We start from the raw sequence: 20,331 nt of genomic DNA on the forward strand, positions 1-20,331 counted from the left end.
TTGAGCTCGTTTAGGATTGGGTGTCCCAGTGTCGAAAACAGGAATAGGGTTTCATGGCCCTACTTATATCTTATTCTCCATTAAGTCCTTGGCCAAACTTGCTCTCTTCAATTTTTTATTTCTTATTAAATATTCTATATCATATTTATTATCCATCATCAGTTGGGTATGGTAGTAATTGATATACTCTAAGATTGTAAAAACATTAGCCAACACTCCCCAGAAAAGCATTTTATTGTTTGTAAAAGTCCAGTTTTGAAGCATTAGCTGAATGATTAAGAACAAAGGGATTAACCCCATGAGCACAAGGTTGATTTTTTTGGATTTTCTGAAAAACTCAAGATACTTTTCCTGGTTGATAAGCTTCCCAATTAAACTGTACAGTTTCAATTTCCAATATAGCTGGCCCTGATATAAGATGATGATGCATACTACTAATCCGTACGCGATAAAAATGCTATCCTTGATTGAGTTTGAGTATAAAAGGTAGATTAGAAGAGCGGGAAAGGTTAAATAAGTATGAAATTTTTCAGTGGGGTAATACCATTTTAATCTCTTAATTAAACGCTTTTTTGTCATCAGCAAATTTTTGTTCGGCTTGTTGATGATCAAATTACTTGTTTAGCCATTTACACTTTTTTTGAAAACGTCTTCTGATTTTATGCTTTCTCAGTTCTCAATTGCTAAATTCCATTAGCTATTCGAGTCTTTTGATCATCATTTATTTCATAGAATTACATTGCTGTCGTCAATTGACCTGATCTTCTCAATTAATTTATCTCTATGTTTGTCTTTGACTATATTCTAAGATACTGATTATTTTCGAAATTAAATTAGTGCTGTCCGGCTTGTTCGTTATGCTCGTCCTATGAAAGGCTACAAAATAGCTAAATTTTGTCTCCCTCTATTGACATAACTGTTTGTGAAATGTGGGCAAGAGGAAGTTTTTACACCTCCTAAACACTGTCCATAACCAATTAGGCTCTAATGGATGCGTGGTAAGGGCACGGTTCATTAGAGCCTAATTGTTAGCATGTTTTCTTGGACTGAGCTAAATCCTTATTTATCACCAAGTTCTTCCGCCAAACCGATTAAAATCCCTTCAACTCCACGTATATAGCAGAGTCGGTACGCATTCTCGTACTGAACGACTTCGCCAACAAGTTCAGCGCCATGTTTAAGGAGTCGGGATACTGTCTCGTCAATATCGTCTACAGTGAACATGACGCGAAGGTAGCCAAGCGCATTCACCGGTGCAGTCCGGTGGTCTGAGATAGTTGATGGGGTTAGAAACCGTGAGAGCTCGAGCCGACTATGGCCATCTGGGGTCACCATCATAGCGATCTCTACGCGCTGAGAGACAAGCCCGGTAACGCGGCCGGCCCATTCTCCTTCGACCATGCCCCGCCCTTCCAGCGTCAGACCCAGCTCGCTGAAAAAAGAGATGGCATCATCGAGAGATTCTACAACGATGCCTACATTGTGCATTATAGGGAAATTACGTTTTGTCATAGTTTTGTATCCTTATGTTATTAGTCATCGCCTCCATTGCAATTGCCAATACAAAAATGGAAAACATTTGATGATTTGGAGCTGTGTAAATATGACAAGTTTAGGATTTAATGCGACATTGATGAAAATGGGGTTCCGACCTGATCTAATTGATTTAAAATTCCTTTCAAAGAGTTATTTGAGCCGGAGGGTGGGATGAGAAAAGGTGTTGCACTATTGTTAAAAGTGTGCCAGCGGGATCACTGTCTATACTTTTCTGCGGTTTTTTCAACGAGATTTTATTTATTGTCGGGATGAACATTTTGGGACAAGCGTAACACAGACATCTACGTTTTTTAGTAGACATTAATTAAAACGTCCATCCGATATGTACGGTTGGGAATGGCTGGAAGGGGCTTGTTTTGAACACCTCTCCATTAATTGTAACATCTTTTGCATTAAGAATATACCCTAACCCCAGCCATGGGGTTACATATAAATTTCCCAGCCCGGTATTCCAGCGATAACCCCCGCGAATGCCCAGAGAGAATTCCGTTGCGCTTCGGTTGTCATCTGAGAGCGAATGGGTAATCGATGTTTTTGTCACATTTCCTTCTACTCCAATAAAAAAGCCATCCGATAATCCCCGTAAAAAACGATCAGCCTTCCATCCTGTTCCACGGGCAGATACCTTAAAGCCTTCATTTCCATGAGCCCATTCAGGGATGTCCAGACCAAATATACCCAAATCAAAGCGCCAAGGGCCTGTCAGATATCCTCCATGCAAGGAAAAGCCATTCAAGGCAAAAGCGATGGGATCAATTTCAACATCAAATCCATGTTTTACTTCAGATTGAGCAAATAGCCTCGTGGAAAACAAACAACTCAATGCAAGTAGAAATAAAAGATTGAACCAATTCATTTTATTGTTCATTTTCTTACTGTTGTTTTTTCATATTAAATATTCTTACTCTTCGATGATTTCCCCCTGCTGTTAAAATCATGGGCAAGGGTTTCTCTAAAATTCACCCACCAGATCGCTATTGAGGCTTACAACTCTACATAGCCATATCCGGAGTGGTGTTATCCCAATCTTAATTGTCTAATCTCTTTCAAATATTCCAAAGTTCTCAGCTCCGTTTGAGTTCTCAGCTTTATTGTCGAAGGAAAAATTATCTGTCGCAGTTCGATATAAAGACTAACTGTGTTTTCAAGTGAATCAAATATCGATTCCATCTTATAGGCAGGCACTGTAGTTACTAATTTATCGAGGTCAGATTTAGGGAAATTTATTTCAACTTTCCTTAGACCGCGCGGAAGTTTGCCATTTTTTATTTGAAGCATGGGTGAAATGACAAAAGTCCTTACGAAGGATAGAAAGTCTAAAGCCTCAAAGTTTTCTCCTCGTCCCAGTTTTAAGGTCGTATAGTGTACCCACGTCCAAAATCGGTCTTCAATCCATTGAAAGTCAAGTTTTGGCCATTCAGCTTTAGTTAAACTGATTGTTTCCTTCAATGTGTTATCCCGGTCGAAAAAGATAACTGGATTTTCAATGCGATCTTGAAACTCGTCAAGAGTCAGAAATTTAATGTCCACATGAAGTAGAGGATTGTCATATAAACAAATCAAAACTCGTCTTTCTCCCACATGTTCTCCGGTAAAACCATTTAGATAGTCGCCAAACGACCTAGCATAATTCTCCATTTTTGAAGGGTCATCTGCTACTCTGGTGACTGTTACCAGGATTAGGTCAACATCAGAAAATTCGTCAATCTCGTTTGTTATGAATGAACCGGCCACCGCTAGTCCAATTACATTTTTGTCGTCTTTGATTCTTTCAACTACCTGATCAATAAATTGTTGCTGTTTCATTAAGGAATTGTCCAAAGTCATTTATGAAATGGGCAATTATAAAATATACGATTTTTTATAGACTGGGTTATGATTTTTGTCAATTCGGCCCTTCATCCAGCTATTGTACGTTACCTGCGGTTGAAATTGTATACACCTATGGCCGATTCTGCTGAGCAAGTATTACAGCCTGTTATGGGTGAGGTGTAAAGCAGACCCAACTTTTGACTTCTCAGGTCCCCAGCTTGTCCGCCTGATCCTAAGAAACCAGGCTGATTCGATCAATTCTTTATATTAAGGGAAAAGCAAAATAAAATAAAAAGCCCGGACTTGGTTGTCCGGGCTCTGGTATTATTTCAGTTAGCTTATAGCTACAGGTCAGAAAAGTCAAAAGTTTCGAGAAATTTCGTAGTGAAATTCCCTTCCTGGAATTGCTTATCGTCCATCAGCTTGATGTGGAAAGGTATGGTTGTTTTTATACCTTCAATTACAAACTCTGATAATGCCCGCTTCATTCTGGTGATCACCTCTTCCCTGGACTGCCCACTTACGATCAGTTTAGCGATCATGGAGTCGTAGTTTGGAGGAATAGTATAGCCTGCATAAACATGGCTGTCAACCCTTACTCCATGGCCTCCGGGCATGTGGAGGTTAGTGATCTTTCCAGGTGACGGACGGAAGCCATTAGACGGATCTTCCGCATTAATACGACATTCCATTGCATACAGGTTGGGGAAATAGTTTCTGCCTGATATCTCCACTCCGGCAGCCACTTTGATCTGTTCCTTGATCAGGTCAAAATCGGTTACCTCTTCGGTAATCGGGTGCTCTACCTGTATCCGGGTGTTCATCTCCATGAAATAGAAATCACCATGCTTGTCTACAAGAAACTCAACAGTACCTGCACCTTCATACTTGATCGCCTCTGCACCTTTGATGGCCGCAGCGCCCATTTTTTCCCTGAGTTCCTGGCTTACAATCGGTGAGGGTGTTTCTTCTACAAGTTTTTGGTGTCTTCTTTGTATGGAGCAGTCCCTTTCGGAAAGATGGCACACACGTCCGTTCTTATCGCCTACTACCTGTATTTCGATGTGGCGAGGCTCTTCTACAAATTTTTCAAGATATAAGCCTGCATTGCCAAACGCTGCCCCAGCTTCCTGACGGGCATCGTCCCAGGCTTTTTTGAAGCCTGATTCATCTTTCACAATACGCATACCACGACCACCGCCACCTGCTGTTGCTTTTAGAATTACCGGATATTTAATCTTCTTGGCAATCTTCAGTCCCTCTTCTACATCCTTCAATAATCCTTCCGAACCTGGAATTGTAGGAACGCCTGCCTTTTTCATCGTAGCTTTTGCAGTAGCTTTATCACCCATTTGATTGATCATATCAGGTGATGCTCCGATGAATTTGATATTATATTCTTCACATACTGCACTGAACTCTGCATTTTCTGCAAGAAAACCATAGCCCGGATGTATCGCATCGGCATTGGTGATCTCGGCTGCAGCTATTATGTTAGGGATGTTCAGGTATGATTCACTACTAGGGGCCTTACCGATACACACTGCTTCATCGGCAAAGCGAACATGGAGACTATCTTTATCTGCCAGAGAGTAAACAGCTACTGTTTTGATGTTCATCTCACGACAGGTCCTGATTATTCTCAGGGCTATCTCTCCTCTATTGGCTATTAATATTTTTTTAAACACGACTATCTAATTTTGATTTACGATTTGAACAATAAAAAACTAGTTTTTTAGATGTGAGAATCGTAACCAATTAGGATGGGTCTACTAAAAACAGCACCTGGTCATACTCTACGGGAGAGGCATTTTCTACCACTACCTTTACTATAGTTCCTGATACCTCTGATTCAATCTCATTAAAGAGTTTCATGGCTTCTATTATACATACCGGCTGTCCTTTTTCTATTTTATCACCAACGGCAACGAAGGGAGGTGAATCAGGATTTGGCGAGCGGTAGAATGTTCCGATCATTGGCGACTTTACCTCTAAATACTTGCCGGTATCCTCGGTAGATTTTGCCGGAGCTGATGTAGCCTGGGCAGGGGTTTGTGTGGGAGCCGGTGCTGATGCTTGTACCGGTGCCGGTGTTGAAATCGCGGGAGCGCTTGCTTCTACATAACGCGTCTGAACATCCGGGTCACGCTTTACAGAAAGCTTAAGTTCCTCAGTTTCTATGTTAACCTCATTTAGTCCGGTTTGGGAGATGAAATCAATAAGGTCTCGAATTTCTTTGGTTTTCATGTATTAATTGGTTTAAAGTTTCACATGAATAGTCAAGGCGCCTGATTGATGTTAACAGAATTTATACTGGTCCTGGAAACGTTTTCAGGTATAGCTACTTAGACTAATTCATATAGGGTCACTTTTTAATTCAACAATTTATTCTTTTACCCGCTCTGAATATGAGTTGGTACGTGTATCGATCTTTATTTTATCTCCTTCATTGATAAAGAGAGGTACCTGTATTTCAGCTCCTGTTTCAAGGGTAGCTGGTTTTGTTGCATTGGTGGCAGTGTCGCCTTTAATTCCAGGCTCAGCGTAAGTCACCGTCAGCTCAACGAAAGCGGGCAGTTCTGCGCCTATTATTTTTTCCTGTTCGGCATGCACAAGGATGTCAATTTCCTGACCATCTTTAATAAGTCCCGGATTCTCGATCAGATCTTCATCTACCACAGCTTGTTCAAAAGTATTACTGTCCATAAAATGATAACCTAGATCATCTTTGTATAGAAACTGGTGTGGTCTTCTTTCGATTCTTGCGGTAGTGATCTTATGCCCTGCAGAAAATGTGTTTTCTACAACTTTACCGGTTGTCAGACTTTTAAGTTTTGTCCTTACAAATGCAGGGCCTTTGCCTGGTTTTACATGCTGAAACTCTACAATAGTATAGAGACCGTTATTATACTCCAGACATAAACCGTTTTTAAAATCGGCAGTTGTTGCCATATCAGAATTATTTTAATCTAATTTACGAATCAACTTATCAATATCAAGGCATTACTTAGTGCTTCTAAGAAAACTCTAAGTGGCTTTAAGAAAACGTTCCCGCCAAAGGGCAGGATGAAGTTCCAAAAAGCGCAGCATTAATACCACTACTTAGTATCATAGGCCCACTTCAGGTAAATTGCCCCCCAGGTAAATCCACCCCCAAAAGCAGCCAAAACAAGATTATCACCTTTTTTTAGCTGAGACTCATAGTCCCACAACAACAACGGAATAGTGCCCGCGGTTGTATTCCCGTATTTTTCTATATTCATCATTACCTTGTCATCAGTTATACCCATTCGCTGGGCGGTAGCGTCAATAATACGCTTATTTGCCTGATGCGCCACAAGCCAATCCACACTATCAGCCGTCAGGTTATTCCTCTCCATTATCTTGGCAGCATAGTCGGCCATATTGGTAACGGCAAACTTAAACACTGTGGCTCCATCCTGTCTGGCATAATGCTCTTTGGCAATGACTGTCTCAACAGTTGCTGGATAGCGGCTACCGCCAGCTTTCATATTAAGGTATTCAGCTCCCCGGCCATCTACTTTGTGGATCGAGTCGATGATCCCAACATCTTCCGTGGTGGGTTCAAGCAATACTGCTCCACCTCCGTCACCGAAAATAATGCACGTAGTTCGATCTCCGTAATCTATAATAGACGACATTTTATCCGCGCCAATAACGATCACTTTCTTATACCTGCCGGTTTCAATAAACTGGCTGGCGGTGGTCAGCGCGTAAAGAAACCCTGAACATGCAGCGGAAATATCATAACTGAAGGCGTTTACAGCTCCAATCTCAGCAGAAATAATGTTTGCTGTGGAGGGAAATACCATGTCAGGAGTAACCGTGGCACAAAGTATCAGGTCTATATCTTCCGGATTAGCGCCTGTTTTTTCAAGTAGCCCTTTTGCCGCGGCTGTACCTAATACAGAGGTTCCTTTGCCTTCACCTTTCAAGATCCGTCTCTCTTTTATGCCTGTTCTGGTAGTAATCCACTCATCACTGGTATCAACCAGCGTTTCAAGTTCCTGGTTAGTTAGTACATAGTCAGGTACATAACCATGAACTCCTGTTATAGCGGCTCGGATTTTGGCCATAATTATCTCTTTTATTCGCCTAAGTGCTGTTTTATCTTCAAATGAATGTTTGATTCTGCCATCTTTACTGATAGCAAGATCATGTTTTTAATTGCTTCCGCACTCGACACCCCATGCCCTATCACTACATTTCCGTTGATACCAAGTATTGGGCTGCCGCCTATGGCTTCATAATTAAACCTGTCGAAATACGGATCGATAATATTACGCTTTTGAAGAAGATCAAAGAAGGATTCGGCCATTTTTAAAATGACATTTCCGGTGAAACCATCACAAACTACTACATCAGCCTTGTCATTGAACAGATCACGGCCTTCAATGTTTCCAACAAAATTAAACTTGTTACTGATCTTGAAAAGCTGATAAGCAGCCTGAGTGAGAAGGGTGCCTTTTTGTTCTTCTTCACCGAGGTTCATTAATCCTACTTTAGGATTTTCGATGTTAAAGACGTGTTTTGCGTATAGTGCGCCCATTTCTCCAAACTGATAGAGAACATCCGGTTTGCAATCGGCATTGGCTCCAACATCAATGATGACACCGAAATCGCCCGATTCTTTGGGGATAAATCCGGCTATACCGGGTCTTATAATGCCTTCAATAGCCTTTATGGTAAACATGGCGCCTACGTGCATAGCGCCGGTATTTCCGGCACTGCAAAATGCTTTAACAGCGCCAGATTTTAACAACCCATAGCCTACAGGAATACTAGCAGTTGGTTTCTGCGAAAGAGCTTTTGTAGGGTGCTCACCCATATCTATCACATCATCCGCATTGAAAATCTCAATGCTGGGTGAGGTGATATTATACTCCTTAAGCTTGGATTGAATGATATCTTCTTTACCTACCAGTACAATTTTAATATCGTCCGGTAGTTCTCTTGAGGCCAACTCTGCTCCCTTGACAGTACAGTCGGGAGCAAAATCGCCACCCATTGCATCTAATGCAATTTTCACGAGCAAAAGGGGTTAAGCCAATACTTCTTTCTCCATTACAACTTTACCTTTGTAGTAAAGTTTACCTTCATGCCAGAAGGCTCTGTGGGGTAAGTGGAACTCTCCGGTAGTAGGGCATACGGCAAGATGCTTTGCTTCTGCTTTATAATGCGTCCTTCTCTTGTCTCTTCTCGTTTTTGAAATCTTTCTTTTAGGATGAGCCATTTTATAAAATATTTAAATTAGTTCTTGTTTAAGTTTTTAAGCTTCTGCCATCTTGGATCAATATCTTCGTCAGATTTACCCTCATTGTCCTGATCTTCAGATGACTTGTCTGATGAGTATATCAACTCATCATCTTCGTTTTCGTCTTTATACCTTGGGTGCAGCTTTTTCATAGGTATTGATAAGCCTATGAATTCGTAAATATACTGTGCAAGGTTGATCCGTTGTCTGTCACGAGGGATAATACTGATTTCCTCATTTATCTCTTCCTCATGATCCCCGAATTTCAATATCAGCGAATTTTCAGAATGGATCGGATAATCAAACAGATCCAAACTTCGATCACACTCCAACTGAACACTCGTGCTGATATCAAAATGCAACCTGATAAAGGTCTCGGTCTTTTCTAATTCTAATTTTACTGAGCCCTTTCCTTTATCAATAATGCTATTTTCAAAAGCCTCAAAGAATTGATCATCTATATCAAACTGATATAGATGTACTCCGTTTTGAAGCTTGTATATGTCTATATTAAACTTTTCTAACACGTTCATTGCCATTCCCACAAAATTTAAGGACGCAAAGTTAAGAAGATAATTCTAATTATTAAAAAAGAAGTGATAACGTTTTTTTGTAGCTTAAGCTAGGTGTATCGCTCAAATACCATCCGCTTGAGGTCCGCCATGGGATAATTATGTATTTCGTCTTTTAAAAAGATAACCACGTTTTTTTTGAAGCCGAGTTTGATGGCAATGTCAATGCAAAAGATAATTTCACTGTCAAAGATCTTTTCATCTATCAGCATCAGGTCTATACAGCTATACAGATACTCGAATTTTTGATCGTTGGAGAGGGCTCCGAAAGAACCGATGGGTTCCGGGGTTTTAATCAGGTCTTTAACTGCTTCCAGAGGAAAATTACGTTTTTTGGCAATCTCAAAAATACGTTCTCTTTCAAGCGTGGAAAAATGCTTATCCGCTTCTGCCAGTTGGATCAATATATTTAGTTGCTTTCTGGTGACGATGTCCATCGAACTTCTCTAATTCTCTGAAAGTTAAATGATTTCAATGAATAAACATAGGTCGACAATAAATAGTTATAAAGAGGTTGTTGATCAATTGTTTCTTAAATGACATGAATGGAACTATTCTTCTACTAACTGTTCGTGTCTGTTTTTGTAAATATCCCTTGCGAGGTAAATGGCTTCGCGCATGGAAGTGGCCGAAGCTTCATCTTTTCCGGCAATATCATAAGCCGTACCGTGATCGGGTGACGTTCTGATTGCCGGCAACCCTGCCGTAAAATTTACTCCGCTTTCAAAAGCCAGTGTTTTAAACGGTATTAAGCCCTGGTCATGATACATGGCCAGTATGCCGTCAAATTTTCTAAAATCGCCTTTCCCGAAAAAGCCATCAGCAGGGAACGGGCCGAAGATCAACGAACCTCTATGTTTAAACTCTTTTACTACAGGCAGTATGATTTCTTTATCTTCCTTACCTAGCAGGCCCTCTTCGCCCGCATGTGGATTAAGACCAAGTACAGCTATTTTGGGTTTTTTAATGCCAAAATCCCGAACCAGAGACTGCTCCATAATATCCAGCTTGCGGGTTAACAGCTCTTTTGTAATATTGCCGCTAATGTCTTTCACCGGAATATGCCCGGTAGCCACACCAATTCTAAGATTTTCACTGGTCAGGAACATCAGACTATCTTTAGCATCGAACTTTTGGGTAAAGTACTCTGTGTGTCCGGCAAATTTGAATTTGTCACTTTGAATATTATGTTTATTGATGGGCGCTGTAACAATAGCATCTATTAGCCCGGCTTTTAAATCCTCAGTTGCTTTTTCAAGGGCATTAAAAGAAGCTCGCCCCGCCTCAGGAGTTATAGCGCCTGCATTGATCTCTACCATTTCATCCCAGCAGTTGACTACATTTATTTTTTTTGAATGAAATTGACCCGCATCTTTTGCCTGGCTGTAGTTGAAGTCTTCAAGATGAAGCGCCTTCCTGTAATATGATAGCGTTTTTGTAGACCCGTAAATAACCGGGGTGATAAAGTTGAGAATACGGTTATCCCTTAGTGCCTTAATAATCACCTCAGGCCCTATACCATTTACATCTCCTATTGTAATTCCGATTTTGGGTTTCTCTTCTTGTTTGGGATTACTGCTCATTATTTTTAATAACTTTATCCGCCCGAAAGCTATCGGTGCGTTTTATTTCTGTATGCAAGTTAAACGATTTTCCTATTATTATAAAAAGCATGGTAAAACCCAAGAAGCATCTAGGTCAACATTTTTTAAAGGATCAGAAGATTGCCAGGAAAATTGTTGATGCGCTGAGTAGTGACAACCAGGGGCGGCCAATATTGGAGATTGGCCCGGGTACGGGTGTGCTCACACAGTATCTTATCGAATTATACGGTTCTTCTTTGGTGCTTATCGATATAGATAGTGAGTCGATAGTGTACCTCAAAGAGCATTTCCCACAATTGAAAGACCGTATAATAGAAGGCGACTTTTTGACTAAAGACCTGTCAGCAAGAATGGGGGAGAAGTATTCCATCATAGGTAATTTTCCTTATAATATATCATCACAGATCTTTTTTAAAATACTCGAGGAAAAGGATCATGTAGTAGAGGTGGTATGTATGCTGCAAAGAGAGGTGGCCAGAAGGCTGGTGTCGCCCCCGGGGAGTAAGGAATATGGCATTCTCAGTGTGTTGCTGCAGGCTTATTATGATATGCAGTATCTCTTTACCGTTGAAGCTTCTGTGTTTCAGCCACCCCCGAAAGTGAAGTCGGGAGTCATCAGACTTAAGCGAAATAATGTTAAACATTTGAGTTGCGATGAGGTTCTATTCAAAAAGGTGGTGAAGCAGGGATTTCAAAACAGAAGGAAAACATTGCGTAACGCTTTAAAACCGCTAAATTTATCCGATCAAATAAAAGCTATGCCCATACTCGACAAACGGGCGGAGATGCTTACTGTGCAAGAATTTGTAGAACTCACTAATGAACTAGCAGCAGGTGGAGGAAATAGTACAATTTGAACTGTCCAACGAGTTTCGCGAGCGCTTTCAACGAGCAGTCGATGAGAAAGATGAGTCTTTTATCAAAGAAAGTCTGCAAGGAGTAAACCCCGCTGACATTTCTACGCTGCTGCATGAGTTCGATACTGAGGATTCAAAATATGTCATAGATCTTTTGCCACTTGAAACACGCGCAGAGATCATTAATGATTTGGACGAAGATATACGCGAAAAATTCCTGAAGGTATTCGAGCCAAATGAGTTGACTGAGATCGTCAACCATCTGGACTCGGATGATGCCGTGGATATTTTAAATGAGCTTCCTATCAAGGAAAGAGAAGAGGTGATAGCTAACCTCGATAATGAAGAAAAGGAGGCAAATATACTAGACCTACTCAGGTATGATGAAGATGTGGCGGGCGGCTTAATGGCGAAAGAGCTGATCAAAGCTAACGTCAACTGGACAGTTGTGCAGTGCATTGAAGAGATTAGGAGGCAGGCGGAGAACGTACAGAAGGTGTACTCAGTGTACGTGGTGGATGATAATGACAGGCTTCTGGGGCGCGTTTCCTTAAAAAGGATTATTCTGGCAGACGATAAAAAGAAAATAGCAGATATCTATGAGCCCGGACTGGTGTCTGTAGAAACATATATGTCAGAAGAAGAAGTGGCCCAGGTAATGCGGAAATATGACCTCGAAGCAGTGCCTGTAGTGAATATGCAAGGTAAGCTGCTGGGCAGGATCACGATAGATGATGTGGTGGATGTGATCACCGAGCTTGCCGATGAAGAAAGACAGATCATGTCCGGTATTTCTGGTGACGTAGAGGAGGCAGATAGCGTGTGGATGTTGAGCCGGGCGAGGCTGCCGTGGCTGATTATCGGTATTATTGGAGGGTTGATCAATGCCCGGCTAATAGGAGTTTTTGAGGATGATCTGCTTCGCATTACGGCAATTGCGTTTTTTATTCCACTAATACAGGCGACAGGAGGAAATGTAGGGATACAATCTTCATCTATTGTAGTACAAAGTCTTGCCAACCCATCAGTTTTTAACGATAGTATGGTAAAAAGGCTGGTCAAAGTGTTTTTGGTGGCGGCACTGAATGGCATCATGCTTTCGCTATTGGTTTATGGGGTAAATATGATCACCGGTGGGAGCCAGGACCTGTCTTTTGTGGTTTCAATAGCCCTTTTTAGTGTGGTGCTGATTGCTTCCTTTATGGGCACCATTACACCATTAGTGCTTGATAAATTCGGATTCAATCCAGCGCTGGCATCAGGCCCGTTTATTACTACTACCAATGACCTGTTAGGTCTTGCTATTTATTTTTACACCGTTCACCTTATGCTTTAGATTATGAAGTGTCTTATTGCAGATTATATGCATAATGATATTGAATTACTTTTGTCTGATGCCGGTTTTGAGGCTGATTACCGTCCGGATATTTCCAGGGAGGAGATAAAACACCTGATCGCCAGATATGAGGGACTGATAATAAGGAGTAAAACAAAGGTGGATGCAGAGTTGCTACGACAAGCCGGCCGACTACGTTTTGTTGCACGGGCCGGGGCGGGGATAGATAATCTTGATGTGGATGCCCTAAATCAGCGTGGTATTAAAATAATAAATGCACCCGAGGGAAATAGAAACGCTGTGGGTGAGCATTGTGTGGCAATGCTCCTGGCTTTGCTTAACAATGTTGCCAAAGCAGACAAAGAGGTGCGCCGGGGAGTATGGGACAGAGAGGGCAACAGAGGTTATGAACTGCAAGGTAAAACGGTGGGCCTGTTGGGGTATGGGCATATGGGGCAAGCGTTTGCACAAAAGTTGGGATCCTTTGCCTGTAAGGTGTTGGCCTATGATAAATACAAACGTGATTATACAGATGGGCATGCACAGGAGGCTTCGATGGAGGAGATTTATGAGTCTGCTGATATTTTTAGTATACACGTGCCCCTAACGGCAGAAACACGTAGCATGGTGGGTGGAGCCTATATGAAAAGGTTTAAAAAGAATGTGTTTCTGATCAATACGGCACGCGGTGAAATTTTGCCGCTGAAGGATATTTGTGAGGCTATCGCGTCAGGAAAGATTCTAGGTGCAGCGTTGGATGTACTTGAAAACGAAAAACTAAATTCTTTAACTGTCGAACAACAAAAATATTTTGAATTTTTAGTAAATTCGGATAAAACCATACTTACTCCTCATGTGGCTGGCTGGTCTTTTGAATCCTATGAGAAGATAAATAGAGTGCTTGTTGATAAAATAATAAATGAATTCAACGGAATTGAATGAAATTTATTACATATTGTGGGCTAATTTTATTACATTACAACTTTTAATTTTAGCCGCGTTTTTAGTAATATAGTCAAATCGAGTTATTTTTTTGTAGTCAAAATCAATGCTGCTAAAAAGCCAGGTCAAAAAATTTAAGGAGTATGTAAACTCCATCATAGAAAAGCCCATACTTACATCGGCTATAGTGTTGGTGATTTTGGCCATCATTGTGCTTGGGCTGAGCCTTCGTTATTATTTAGCTGATTTTGATGATTTTTTCAGCCAGGTGCTTGCAGAAGCTCATGGTATGCTCTTTGATATTGCAGTAATAGGTATGCTATTGTTCTGGCTCAATAAAAACGGTGAGATCCGCCAGCGAATACGTACTTATAAAGATGAGATCGATGACTTCCGCCTATGGGAATCTGAGGAGGCTGCTTTTAGAACAGTTGGTAATATCAAGAGGTTGAACAGGCATGGTATTCACGAGATAAATCTTGTTAATTGCCATTTAGCACGTACTAACCTTAACTATGTGAACCTTGCCGGGTCTAATTTGAATTCTGCAAATATTTCAAATGCGTTCTTAATTGAAACTAATTTGGAAAACACCCGGTTGAACCAGACTAACTTAGAAAATTCAAACCTTAACCAGGCGAACCTGAAGGGGGCATATGCCAGTGGTGCGAATTTTAAGGACGCTTATTTAATAAAAGCACATCTTGAAAATGCTTTTTTGATCAAATCAAATTTTAAAAACGCATTTTTGATGGAAGCAAATCTCACAAATTGCTATCTTACAGGTGCTAATTTTGAAAACGCCAGTTTGTACAAGGCGGACCTGCGTGGGGCCAAAGGGCTGACCATAGAGCAACTGACAAAGGCAAAAACGTTGTATCTGGCTCAATTTGATGATGAAATACTGAGTCAAATAAAGACAAATATTCCTGAACTGGTAGGCAAGTAGAGCAAGGGAATGTTTTGAACAAGAACTGGAAACGTATACCTTTGTAATCACTATTACAGAAAAAAATACTAAACGGTTTCAAACCAGAGACCGTTATTTGTTTTTATAAGAGATCATAAAATATAAGAAAATGGGAAAGGTGGCATATTATACTCAAGAAGGATTAGATAAATTAAAAGCAGAGCTTAACGAGCTTAAAACCAAAGGAAGAGCAGATATAGCCAGGCAAATTGCAGAGGCAAGAGATAAGGGAGATTTGAGCGAAAACGCTGAATATGATGCCGCTAAAGATGCTCAGGGACACCTGGAAGCCAAAATAGCACAGCTTGAAGAGGTTGTGGGCAATGCTCGTGTTATTGACGAAAGCTCAATTGATACCTCTAAAGTGTCGATCCTCTCAAAGGTTAAGATCAAGAACAAGAAGAATGGGGCGGTATTTACCTATTCATTGGTTTCCGAAGAGGAAGCAGACCTTAAAGCCAGCAAGATATCGGTGCAGTCACCTATTGGAAAAGGATTGTTAGGTAAAAAGGCGGGCGATTCTGCTAAAATACAAACACCGGGAGGTGAAATCGAATTTGAAATTATGGAAATAGGACTTTGATGGCAAGTATTTTCACAAAGATCATTAACCGGGAAATACCGGGTCATATAGTAGCTGAAGATGACAATTATATAGCCTTTTTAGATATCAGTCCGTTGGTGCATGGCCATGTGCTGGTAGTGCCCAAAAAGGAGGTGGATTATATGTACGACCTGGACGATGAGACACTGGGTGGACTACATGTGTTTGCCAAGAAGGTGGCCAGAGCTATTGAAAGGGTAATCCCTTGCAGAAGGATCGGGGTTGCTGTTATAGGTATAGAAGTGCCGCATACACACATACACCTTGTGCCTCTAAACAGTATGGACGATATCAATTTCACCAGACCAAAGCTACATTCCTCTGAAGAGGAACTACGAAGTATGGCCGAGAAAATAAGGGAGTGTATGTAACAGTTTACTGTTCTCCGTTCACAGTTTACCGTTAACCGGCCAGGGTGTTTGGTGCTGCCAATACTATAGGAAATCGATGTCTACGTTATAAGGATATCTCATGAGTAATTGAAGGGCTTTGTCTACGGTCAGGCCTTCAAATAAAACTTCATAAAGGGCTTCAGTAATTGGAGCCCTTAGTTTTTGATTGCCGATAAACCTTTTTACTATCCGAACGGTATTTACCCCTTCTGCTACTTCTTCCATATCAGCAAGTATATCATCCAGGGTTTCTCCTTTTGCCAGGCGATAACCCACCGTGTAGTTACGGCTCAGTGTACTGTTGCAGGTGGCTACAAGATCACCCACACCGGCCAACCCAACAAAAGCGTGTACATCACCACCCATTGCCTTTCCCACATGTATCATTTCCACCATGCCACGACTAATTAGCAGCCCCTTTGCATTTTCACCCAATCCTAAGCCACTTAAAGCCCCGGAAGCGATGGCTATAATATTTTTGAGCACCCCGGCCAGTTCTATACCGATTAAATCATGATTGCCGTATACCTGGAACCGGTCGTTTCTGAGTAACTTTTCTCCTTCACGGATCACTTCTTTATAGTGACTTGCCACCACGGTGGCGGCAGGATGGTTTGCAGCCATTTCTTTAGCCAGATTTGGCCCTGCCAGACAACCAACTCTTATAACTACGCTCTCATCCATTATTACCTCACTCATTGTTCTGATGTGCTCTCTGCCCAGCTTTTTTATAGTATCTATAGATTCTCCCTCAGGTAAATGGATGTCCAGACCTTTTGTGCCATGGATCAAAATGTGGTAGGGGTGGAGGTATGGCGAGAGCTGTTGCATCATTTGCCTGAAAGCAGACGAAGGGACAATAGGAAAAATGATGTCGCAGCTATGGGCAAGATAAGCCAGATCGGAAGTGGGAATAACATTGGTGTGTAGCTTATGCCCTCTATTTTCTTTCTTTTGCGCAATATTTTTTATGGTTTCGCTGTTTCGGGCATACAGAAGCACCTCATTTTTTTCAGCAAGAATATTTGCTATCGCAGAACCGAAGCTGCCGGCACCTATTACTCCTATAGGTTTTTTAGACATACTTTTCGAGGTCATAGCCATCCATTCTGTTGTGGTAGTAATACAATGTATTTAAATCCCGGGTAATAATATCACCTGCTTTGTTTCTGAGCAATGGCCGCTTGGAGTGGTACATTCCTACATTATCCAGCCCCAATGTTATTACCTCATCAAGCTGACCTTTGAGGTGTGCAGCTACATTAACTTTATTCTGGGTTTTCATTTTTAATACAGCTTGCCGCGCTCTGCTAAATACTTCTTTGAATTCGTCATAGGAAATAGAGAGCTCTTCCTCTGGTAGCCTCAGAAAATCATAAAGATCAAGTTTATCATGCTTTTTGCGCCAGATCCTGAAAGCTACAAACGCCACCAGATGACTGGCAAATACACGGTTGATACGATGAAACTCTCTGACAATGATCCTGCTTAGGCGCCTGGTATACTCTTCCTCTCGCTGCCGGTCTATTGAAACTTCACCGTTAGAAACAAAGTAATCACGCGTATCAATAAAGCGGCCGTGGTTATCAATGCTATTGCCATCATCGTCTACATAGTTGCCCAGGAGGTCCATTCCCGATCCTATAGATACAGAGATATCGGAGCCCTTGGTAAAGAATTTGATGAGAAACTTGATCATATTGTATGACGTGGAGTATTCATCACTCTCTATATAATACTTCTCACCTCCCTGCGATTTCAGGTGTTCATGGATCAAAGCCGGGGCTTCCAATACAAAGTTGTAATTGATCGTTACGGGCACTATAAATATCTTTCTGGCTTCTCCGTCAGGATATTTCATGTAAATGGATCGTTGTGCTTCCATGGCTGTACCCAGGAGTCCAAGCTTCAGGGTTGACTCTATCTTGCCAGACCTTGAGCGCGTGCCGCCAGGGAAAAACAGACTATGAGCCCCCTCCTCGATGGCAAGCTTTGAGTAGACCTTCAGTGTGTCTATATAAATGGCATTCTTTTTTCTGCGATCTACTTTATAAGCTCCCAGACTATTCATGAAATAAGCAAAGATCTTGATATTAAACAGGTTAAGGCCGGCACCGTATATGAAGGCGGGCAAGCCTAGCGAATGAATGATCCAGCCAATGAGGATGGAATCCAGGTTGCTGAAATGGGTGGGTACCATTACAACCGTTCCCTGCTTCGCCAGCTTGCGCAGTTGTTTTACCTTGCCCCTGATCTGTATCTTATCCCGTAGGGTGTATTTGTTTCTGAAAAATGCCCCAAACCGCTTTACACGGGTGGCATTGAGCAATCTGGCAAAACCAAACTTGACAATCTCCCGGGCAAGCCGGTATCTCGTCCTTTTAAAATTACCCGCTATTTCATGTGCATATCTTGTAACAACTCGTCTCAGAATGTCTTCCTCTTTCTCCCGGGCATCTTGCTCAACGGTCAATTCTACGAGTTGATTTTTTACCTTTTCCCAAAAGCGATAATCATCGGAAGGGTCTACACGCCACGGATTTTCCTTTATACGCAGTCTTTCGCGATAAAGTGTTGTTTCCAGCTCCTCTCTTAATTCCTGACGTCCGGGGTTGGCCTCCTTGATGCCCACAAGTGTCTCTTCAACTACCCGCTTGATAAAATTTTTTCTGTTTTTACTAAGCTGAACAACGGGCCAGTCTTTGGTGCCTGGAAGTATCGGTTTATAAGATTTATGTTTTGAATTGCCTTTTGGCTTCATTATGTCCATTTTGTGAATTTCAAATATAGCCAGAAAGTACTAAATCTGATCTTTTACTTCCATGATATGCTCGACAGGGATATTGTGACTGATAACAGGGCGAAGCTTATCTTTGTTGGGATGGGTGATAAAAGAAATATTGATATCAGCCTCAACAGGATCAATTGCCAGTAGTATCTGATCTGCAGGATGACTTTTTCCAGCCATATCACTCCAGTTATATAAAAGTAATGGCTGGGGCTGTTTAAAAATGCCTGAAGCCTTTGTTTGCTCCCATTCAGACCTTTTCATTAAAAAATAAAACTTTTTACCATGCTCATTGTCGGCAATGAAAACATTGGCATAGTCAGCAAAGGATATCAAATTAGGCGTAATATTCTTTATGAAGAAATAATAATCCTTTACGTTCGTACTGACGGTCATTGTGGAGGTGCCCTCCCAGCCAATATACATCAGGAAAAGTCCGGCAATCATGGTGGAGAGCATTAGCCAGGGGTTCATAAATGAATTGAGCAGCGCATGAATGCTCAGTGGCGCCATAATGCCACCAGTGACCATCGGAAAAAGTAGCAACTTATGTTCGAATGTTATTTCTTTAATGCTATTGTTATTGAAGCTGGTGAGTCTTTTTTTGTACCTGACAAATAGATTTTCTCTGGTGAGAAAGCACACATTATTCTCATCACCGGATCTTCCGATGTAACAAAAGGCTATAACAGGCTCCCCCTCTATATGCATCTCCTTATATCCTCTCCAATGACTGAACAAGGTCAGTATGCATTTCATGGAACCTTCTAAGCACAGATCTCATAAAACCGTCATTCAGTATCTTGTTGATGTCACCCTCATCGATGATATCTGTCTCATCAATTTTATATGACTGCTCCAAGTGGCCTTGTTCAATTTTAACAATGTACTTTCCGTTCCATTGAAATAACGTAACTTTACACGTGGGGTGAGGTATTTCTCCAATTACTCTCATGAGTAGCGAATCTTTAATAATATAAATTACGTTTATTCGTTTATCTTCATTAGCATATGTATGATTTTTGATGATGCTAAGTAGATTCTACAAAACTAATTGATTACATTTAGTGTTCATTATTATCGAGTTATAACATTTTTATTTTACCAAAGTTGATTTATAACAGTATTACCCGCGGTGCCAGAATATTAACAGCATTTACCTTGCTGTTGATCACTGCGCTATTTCAACAGGCTATGGCTACTCACCTCAGGGCGGGAGAAATAATTGTTGAGCGGGTAAATTGCCAGGGGATGACTTTCCGCATAAAGATCATCGTTTATACCGATACAGGATCTGATGTTAAGTTCGGTGAGGGGGTAATTGACTTTGGCGATGGCAGTAGTCCTTTTCAATTGCCACAGATTGATAACGGTACCAGGGGTATATTGAATAATGACGGCACCTTAATTACTCAGCCAATATCAACAGAAGGGCTCGGTCCGGATGTATCTACCGCGCAATTTATTATAGAGCACACATATGCCTCGCCTGGCAAATATAAGATCGGTTATGTAGAACCCAACAGAAACGAAGGTGTATTGAATATTGACAATTCCGTAAACACCACGTTTTATGTGGAGACAGAGATTAATATTGATCCCTTCCTGGGTTGCAACAATAC

At 41.3% G+C, this 20,331-nt stretch carries 23 protein-coding genes and 1 pseudogene; 7 read left to right on the forward strand and 17 right to left on the reverse strand.

Annotated features, from left to right (window positions below):
- Positions 1-63: 63 nt before the first annotated feature.
- The 13 genes from C900_RS30160 to pdxA all read right to left on the reverse strand — a co-directional run bounded on the left by C900_RS30160 (position 64) and on the right by pdxA (position 10,799).
- Positions 64-390 (reverse strand): hypothetical protein, encoded by a 327-nt coding sequence (locus C900_RS30160; RefSeq protein WP_009583524.1) that lies wholly within the window; start codon positions 388-390, stop codon positions 64-66.
- A gap of 669 nt (positions 391-1,059) precedes the next feature.
- Positions 1,060-1,512, reverse strand: coding sequence for a VOC family protein (locus C900_RS26460; protein ID WP_009583525.1), 453 nt, complete (start codon positions 1,510-1,512; stop codon positions 1,060-1,062).
- A gap of 349 nt (positions 1,513-1,861) precedes the next feature.
- Positions 1,862-2,413, reverse strand: coding sequence for a hypothetical protein (locus tag C900_RS26465; protein ID WP_157494257.1), 552 nt, complete (start codon positions 2,411-2,413; stop codon positions 1,862-1,864).
- A 161-nt stretch (positions 2,414-2,574) separates the two neighbouring features.
- Positions 2,575-3,363 (reverse strand): aminoglycoside 6-adenylyltransferase, encoded by a 789-nt coding sequence (locus tag C900_RS26470; protein WP_157494259.1) that lies wholly within the window; start codon positions 3,361-3,363, stop codon positions 2,575-2,577.
- A gap of 350 nt (positions 3,364-3,713) precedes the next feature.
- A complete protein-coding gene (gene accC / locus C900_RS26475; RefSeq protein ID WP_009583529.1) occupies positions 3,714-5,057 on the reverse strand; it encodes an acetyl-CoA carboxylase biotin carboxylase subunit in 1,344 nt (447 codons plus the stop codon).
- Positions 5,058-5,127: 70 nt separating this feature from the next.
- Positions 5,128-5,616, reverse strand: a complete 489-nt coding sequence (gene accB / locus C900_RS26480; RefSeq protein ID WP_009583530.1) for an acetyl-CoA carboxylase biotin carboxyl carrier protein — start codon at positions 5,614-5,616, stop codon at positions 5,128-5,130.
- A gap of 138 nt (positions 5,617-5,754) precedes the next feature.
- The gene (gene efp / locus C900_RS26485; RefSeq protein ID WP_009583531.1) at positions 5,755-6,321 is read right to left on the reverse strand and encodes an elongation factor P; all 567 of its coding nucleotides are present in this window, start codon (positions 6,319-6,321) and stop codon (positions 5,755-5,757) included.
- 146 nt (positions 6,322-6,467) lie between these two features.
- A complete protein-coding gene (locus tag C900_RS26490) occupies positions 6,468-7,466 on the reverse strand; it encodes a beta-ketoacyl-ACP synthase III (RefSeq protein ID WP_009583532.1) in 999 nt (332 codons plus the stop codon).
- Positions 7,467-7,477: 11 nt separating this feature from the next.
- Positions 7,478-8,419, reverse strand: a complete 942-nt coding sequence (gene plsX, locus C900_RS26495; RefSeq protein ID WP_009583533.1) for a phosphate acyltransferase PlsX — start codon at positions 8,417-8,419, stop codon at positions 7,478-7,480.
- A gap of 12 nt (positions 8,420-8,431) precedes the next feature.
- Complete coding sequence (gene rpmF, locus C900_RS26500) at positions 8,432-8,623, reverse strand: 50S ribosomal protein L32 (RefSeq protein ID WP_009583534.1); 192 nt, start codon at positions 8,621-8,623, stop codon at positions 8,432-8,434.
- 17 nt (positions 8,624-8,640) lie between these two features.
- Positions 8,641-9,177, reverse strand: a complete 537-nt coding sequence (locus C900_RS26505) for a YceD family protein (protein ID WP_040497632.1) — start codon at positions 9,175-9,177, stop codon at positions 8,641-8,643.
- Positions 9,178-9,266: 89 nt separating this feature from the next.
- On the reverse strand, positions 9,267-9,653 hold the full coding sequence (locus C900_RS26510) for a hypothetical protein (protein WP_009583536.1): 387 nt from the start codon (positions 9,651-9,653) through the stop codon (positions 9,267-9,269).
- Positions 9,654-9,767: 114 nt separating this feature from the next.
- Positions 9,768-10,799, reverse strand: a complete 1,032-nt coding sequence (gene pdxA, locus C900_RS26515) for a 4-hydroxythreonine-4-phosphate dehydrogenase PdxA (protein WP_009583537.1) — start codon at positions 10,797-10,799, stop codon at positions 9,768-9,770.
- An 89-nt stretch (positions 10,800-10,888) separates the two neighbouring features.
- On the opposite strand from pdxA, the gene rsmA reads away from it, so the two are divergent.
- From rsmA to C900_RS26545, 6 genes are all read left to right on the forward strand, one after another.
- Entirely contained in the window at positions 10,889-11,677 is a 789-nt protein-coding gene (gene rsmA, locus C900_RS26520) for a 16S rRNA (adenine(1518)-N(6)/adenine(1519)-N(6))-dimethyltransferase RsmA (RefSeq protein ID WP_009583538.1), read from the forward strand.
- Complete coding sequence (mgtE, locus tag C900_RS26525; RefSeq protein WP_009583539.1) at positions 11,655-13,013, forward strand: magnesium transporter; 1,359 nt, start codon at positions 11,655-11,657, stop codon at positions 13,011-13,013. The genes rsmA and mgtE overlap by 23 nt, the downstream gene beginning before the upstream one ends.
- Positions 13,014-13,016: 3 nt before the next feature.
- Positions 13,017-13,955 carry an NAD(P)-dependent oxidoreductase gene (locus C900_RS26530; RefSeq protein ID WP_040497628.1) on the forward strand — a complete coding sequence of 313 codons (939 nt, stop codon included), beginning with the start codon at positions 13,017-13,019 and terminating at the stop codon, positions 13,953-13,955.
- A 106-nt stretch (positions 13,956-14,061) separates the two neighbouring features.
- The gene (locus C900_RS26535; protein WP_009583541.1) at positions 14,062-14,904 is read left to right on the forward strand and encodes a pentapeptide repeat-containing protein; all 843 of its coding nucleotides are present in this window, start codon (positions 14,062-14,064) and stop codon (positions 14,902-14,904) included.
- A gap of 130 nt (positions 14,905-15,034) precedes the next feature.
- Positions 15,035-15,508 (forward strand): transcription elongation factor GreA, encoded by a 474-nt coding sequence (gene greA / locus C900_RS26540; RefSeq protein ID WP_009583542.1) that lies wholly within the window; start codon positions 15,035-15,037, stop codon positions 15,506-15,508.
- Positions 15,508-15,900, forward strand: coding sequence for an HIT family protein (locus tag C900_RS26545; protein ID WP_009583543.1), 393 nt, complete (start codon positions 15,508-15,510; stop codon positions 15,898-15,900). The genes greA and C900_RS26545 overlap by 1 nt, the downstream gene beginning before the upstream one ends.
- A gap of 63 nt (positions 15,901-15,963) precedes the next feature.
- Here C900_RS26545 and C900_RS26550 read toward each other — a convergent pair whose 3' ends face one another.
- The 4 genes from C900_RS26550 to C900_RS26565 are packed head-to-tail and all read right to left on the reverse strand — an operon-like array spanning position 15,964 to position 19,664.
- Complete coding sequence (locus C900_RS26550) at positions 15,964-17,004, reverse strand: NAD(P)H-dependent glycerol-3-phosphate dehydrogenase (protein ID WP_009583545.1); 1,041 nt, start codon at positions 17,002-17,004, stop codon at positions 15,964-15,966.
- Positions 16,997-18,691: a 1-acyl-sn-glycerol-3-phosphate acyltransferase gene (locus tag C900_RS26555; RefSeq protein WP_009583547.1), complete on the reverse strand. Its 1,695-nt coding sequence runs from the start codon at positions 18,689-18,691 to the stop codon at positions 16,997-16,999. The genes C900_RS26550 and C900_RS26555 overlap by 8 nt, the downstream gene beginning before the upstream one ends.
- A 30-nt stretch (positions 18,692-18,721) precedes the next feature.
- The gene (locus C900_RS26560; RefSeq protein ID WP_185114005.1) at positions 18,722-19,468 is read right to left on the reverse strand and encodes a hypothetical protein; all 747 of its coding nucleotides are present in this window, start codon (positions 19,466-19,468) and stop codon (positions 18,722-18,724) included.
- A complete protein-coding gene (locus C900_RS26565; protein WP_009583551.1) occupies positions 19,425-19,664 on the reverse strand; it encodes a hypothetical protein in 240 nt (79 codons plus the stop codon). Before C900_RS26565 ends, C900_RS26560 begins: the two co-directional genes overlap by 44 nt.
- 155 nt (positions 19,665-19,819) lie before the next feature.
- Here C900_RS26565 and C900_RS26570 point away from each other — a divergent pair.
- A pseudogene (locus C900_RS26570) lies at positions 19,820-20,331 on the forward strand (hypothetical protein); the annotation flags it as partial.

The organism is Fulvivirga imtechensis AK7, from assembly GCF_000331535.1.
GTDB classification, from domain to species: Bacteria; Bacteroidota; Bacteroidia; order Cytophagales; family Cyclobacteriaceae; genus Fulvivirga; species Fulvivirga imtechensis.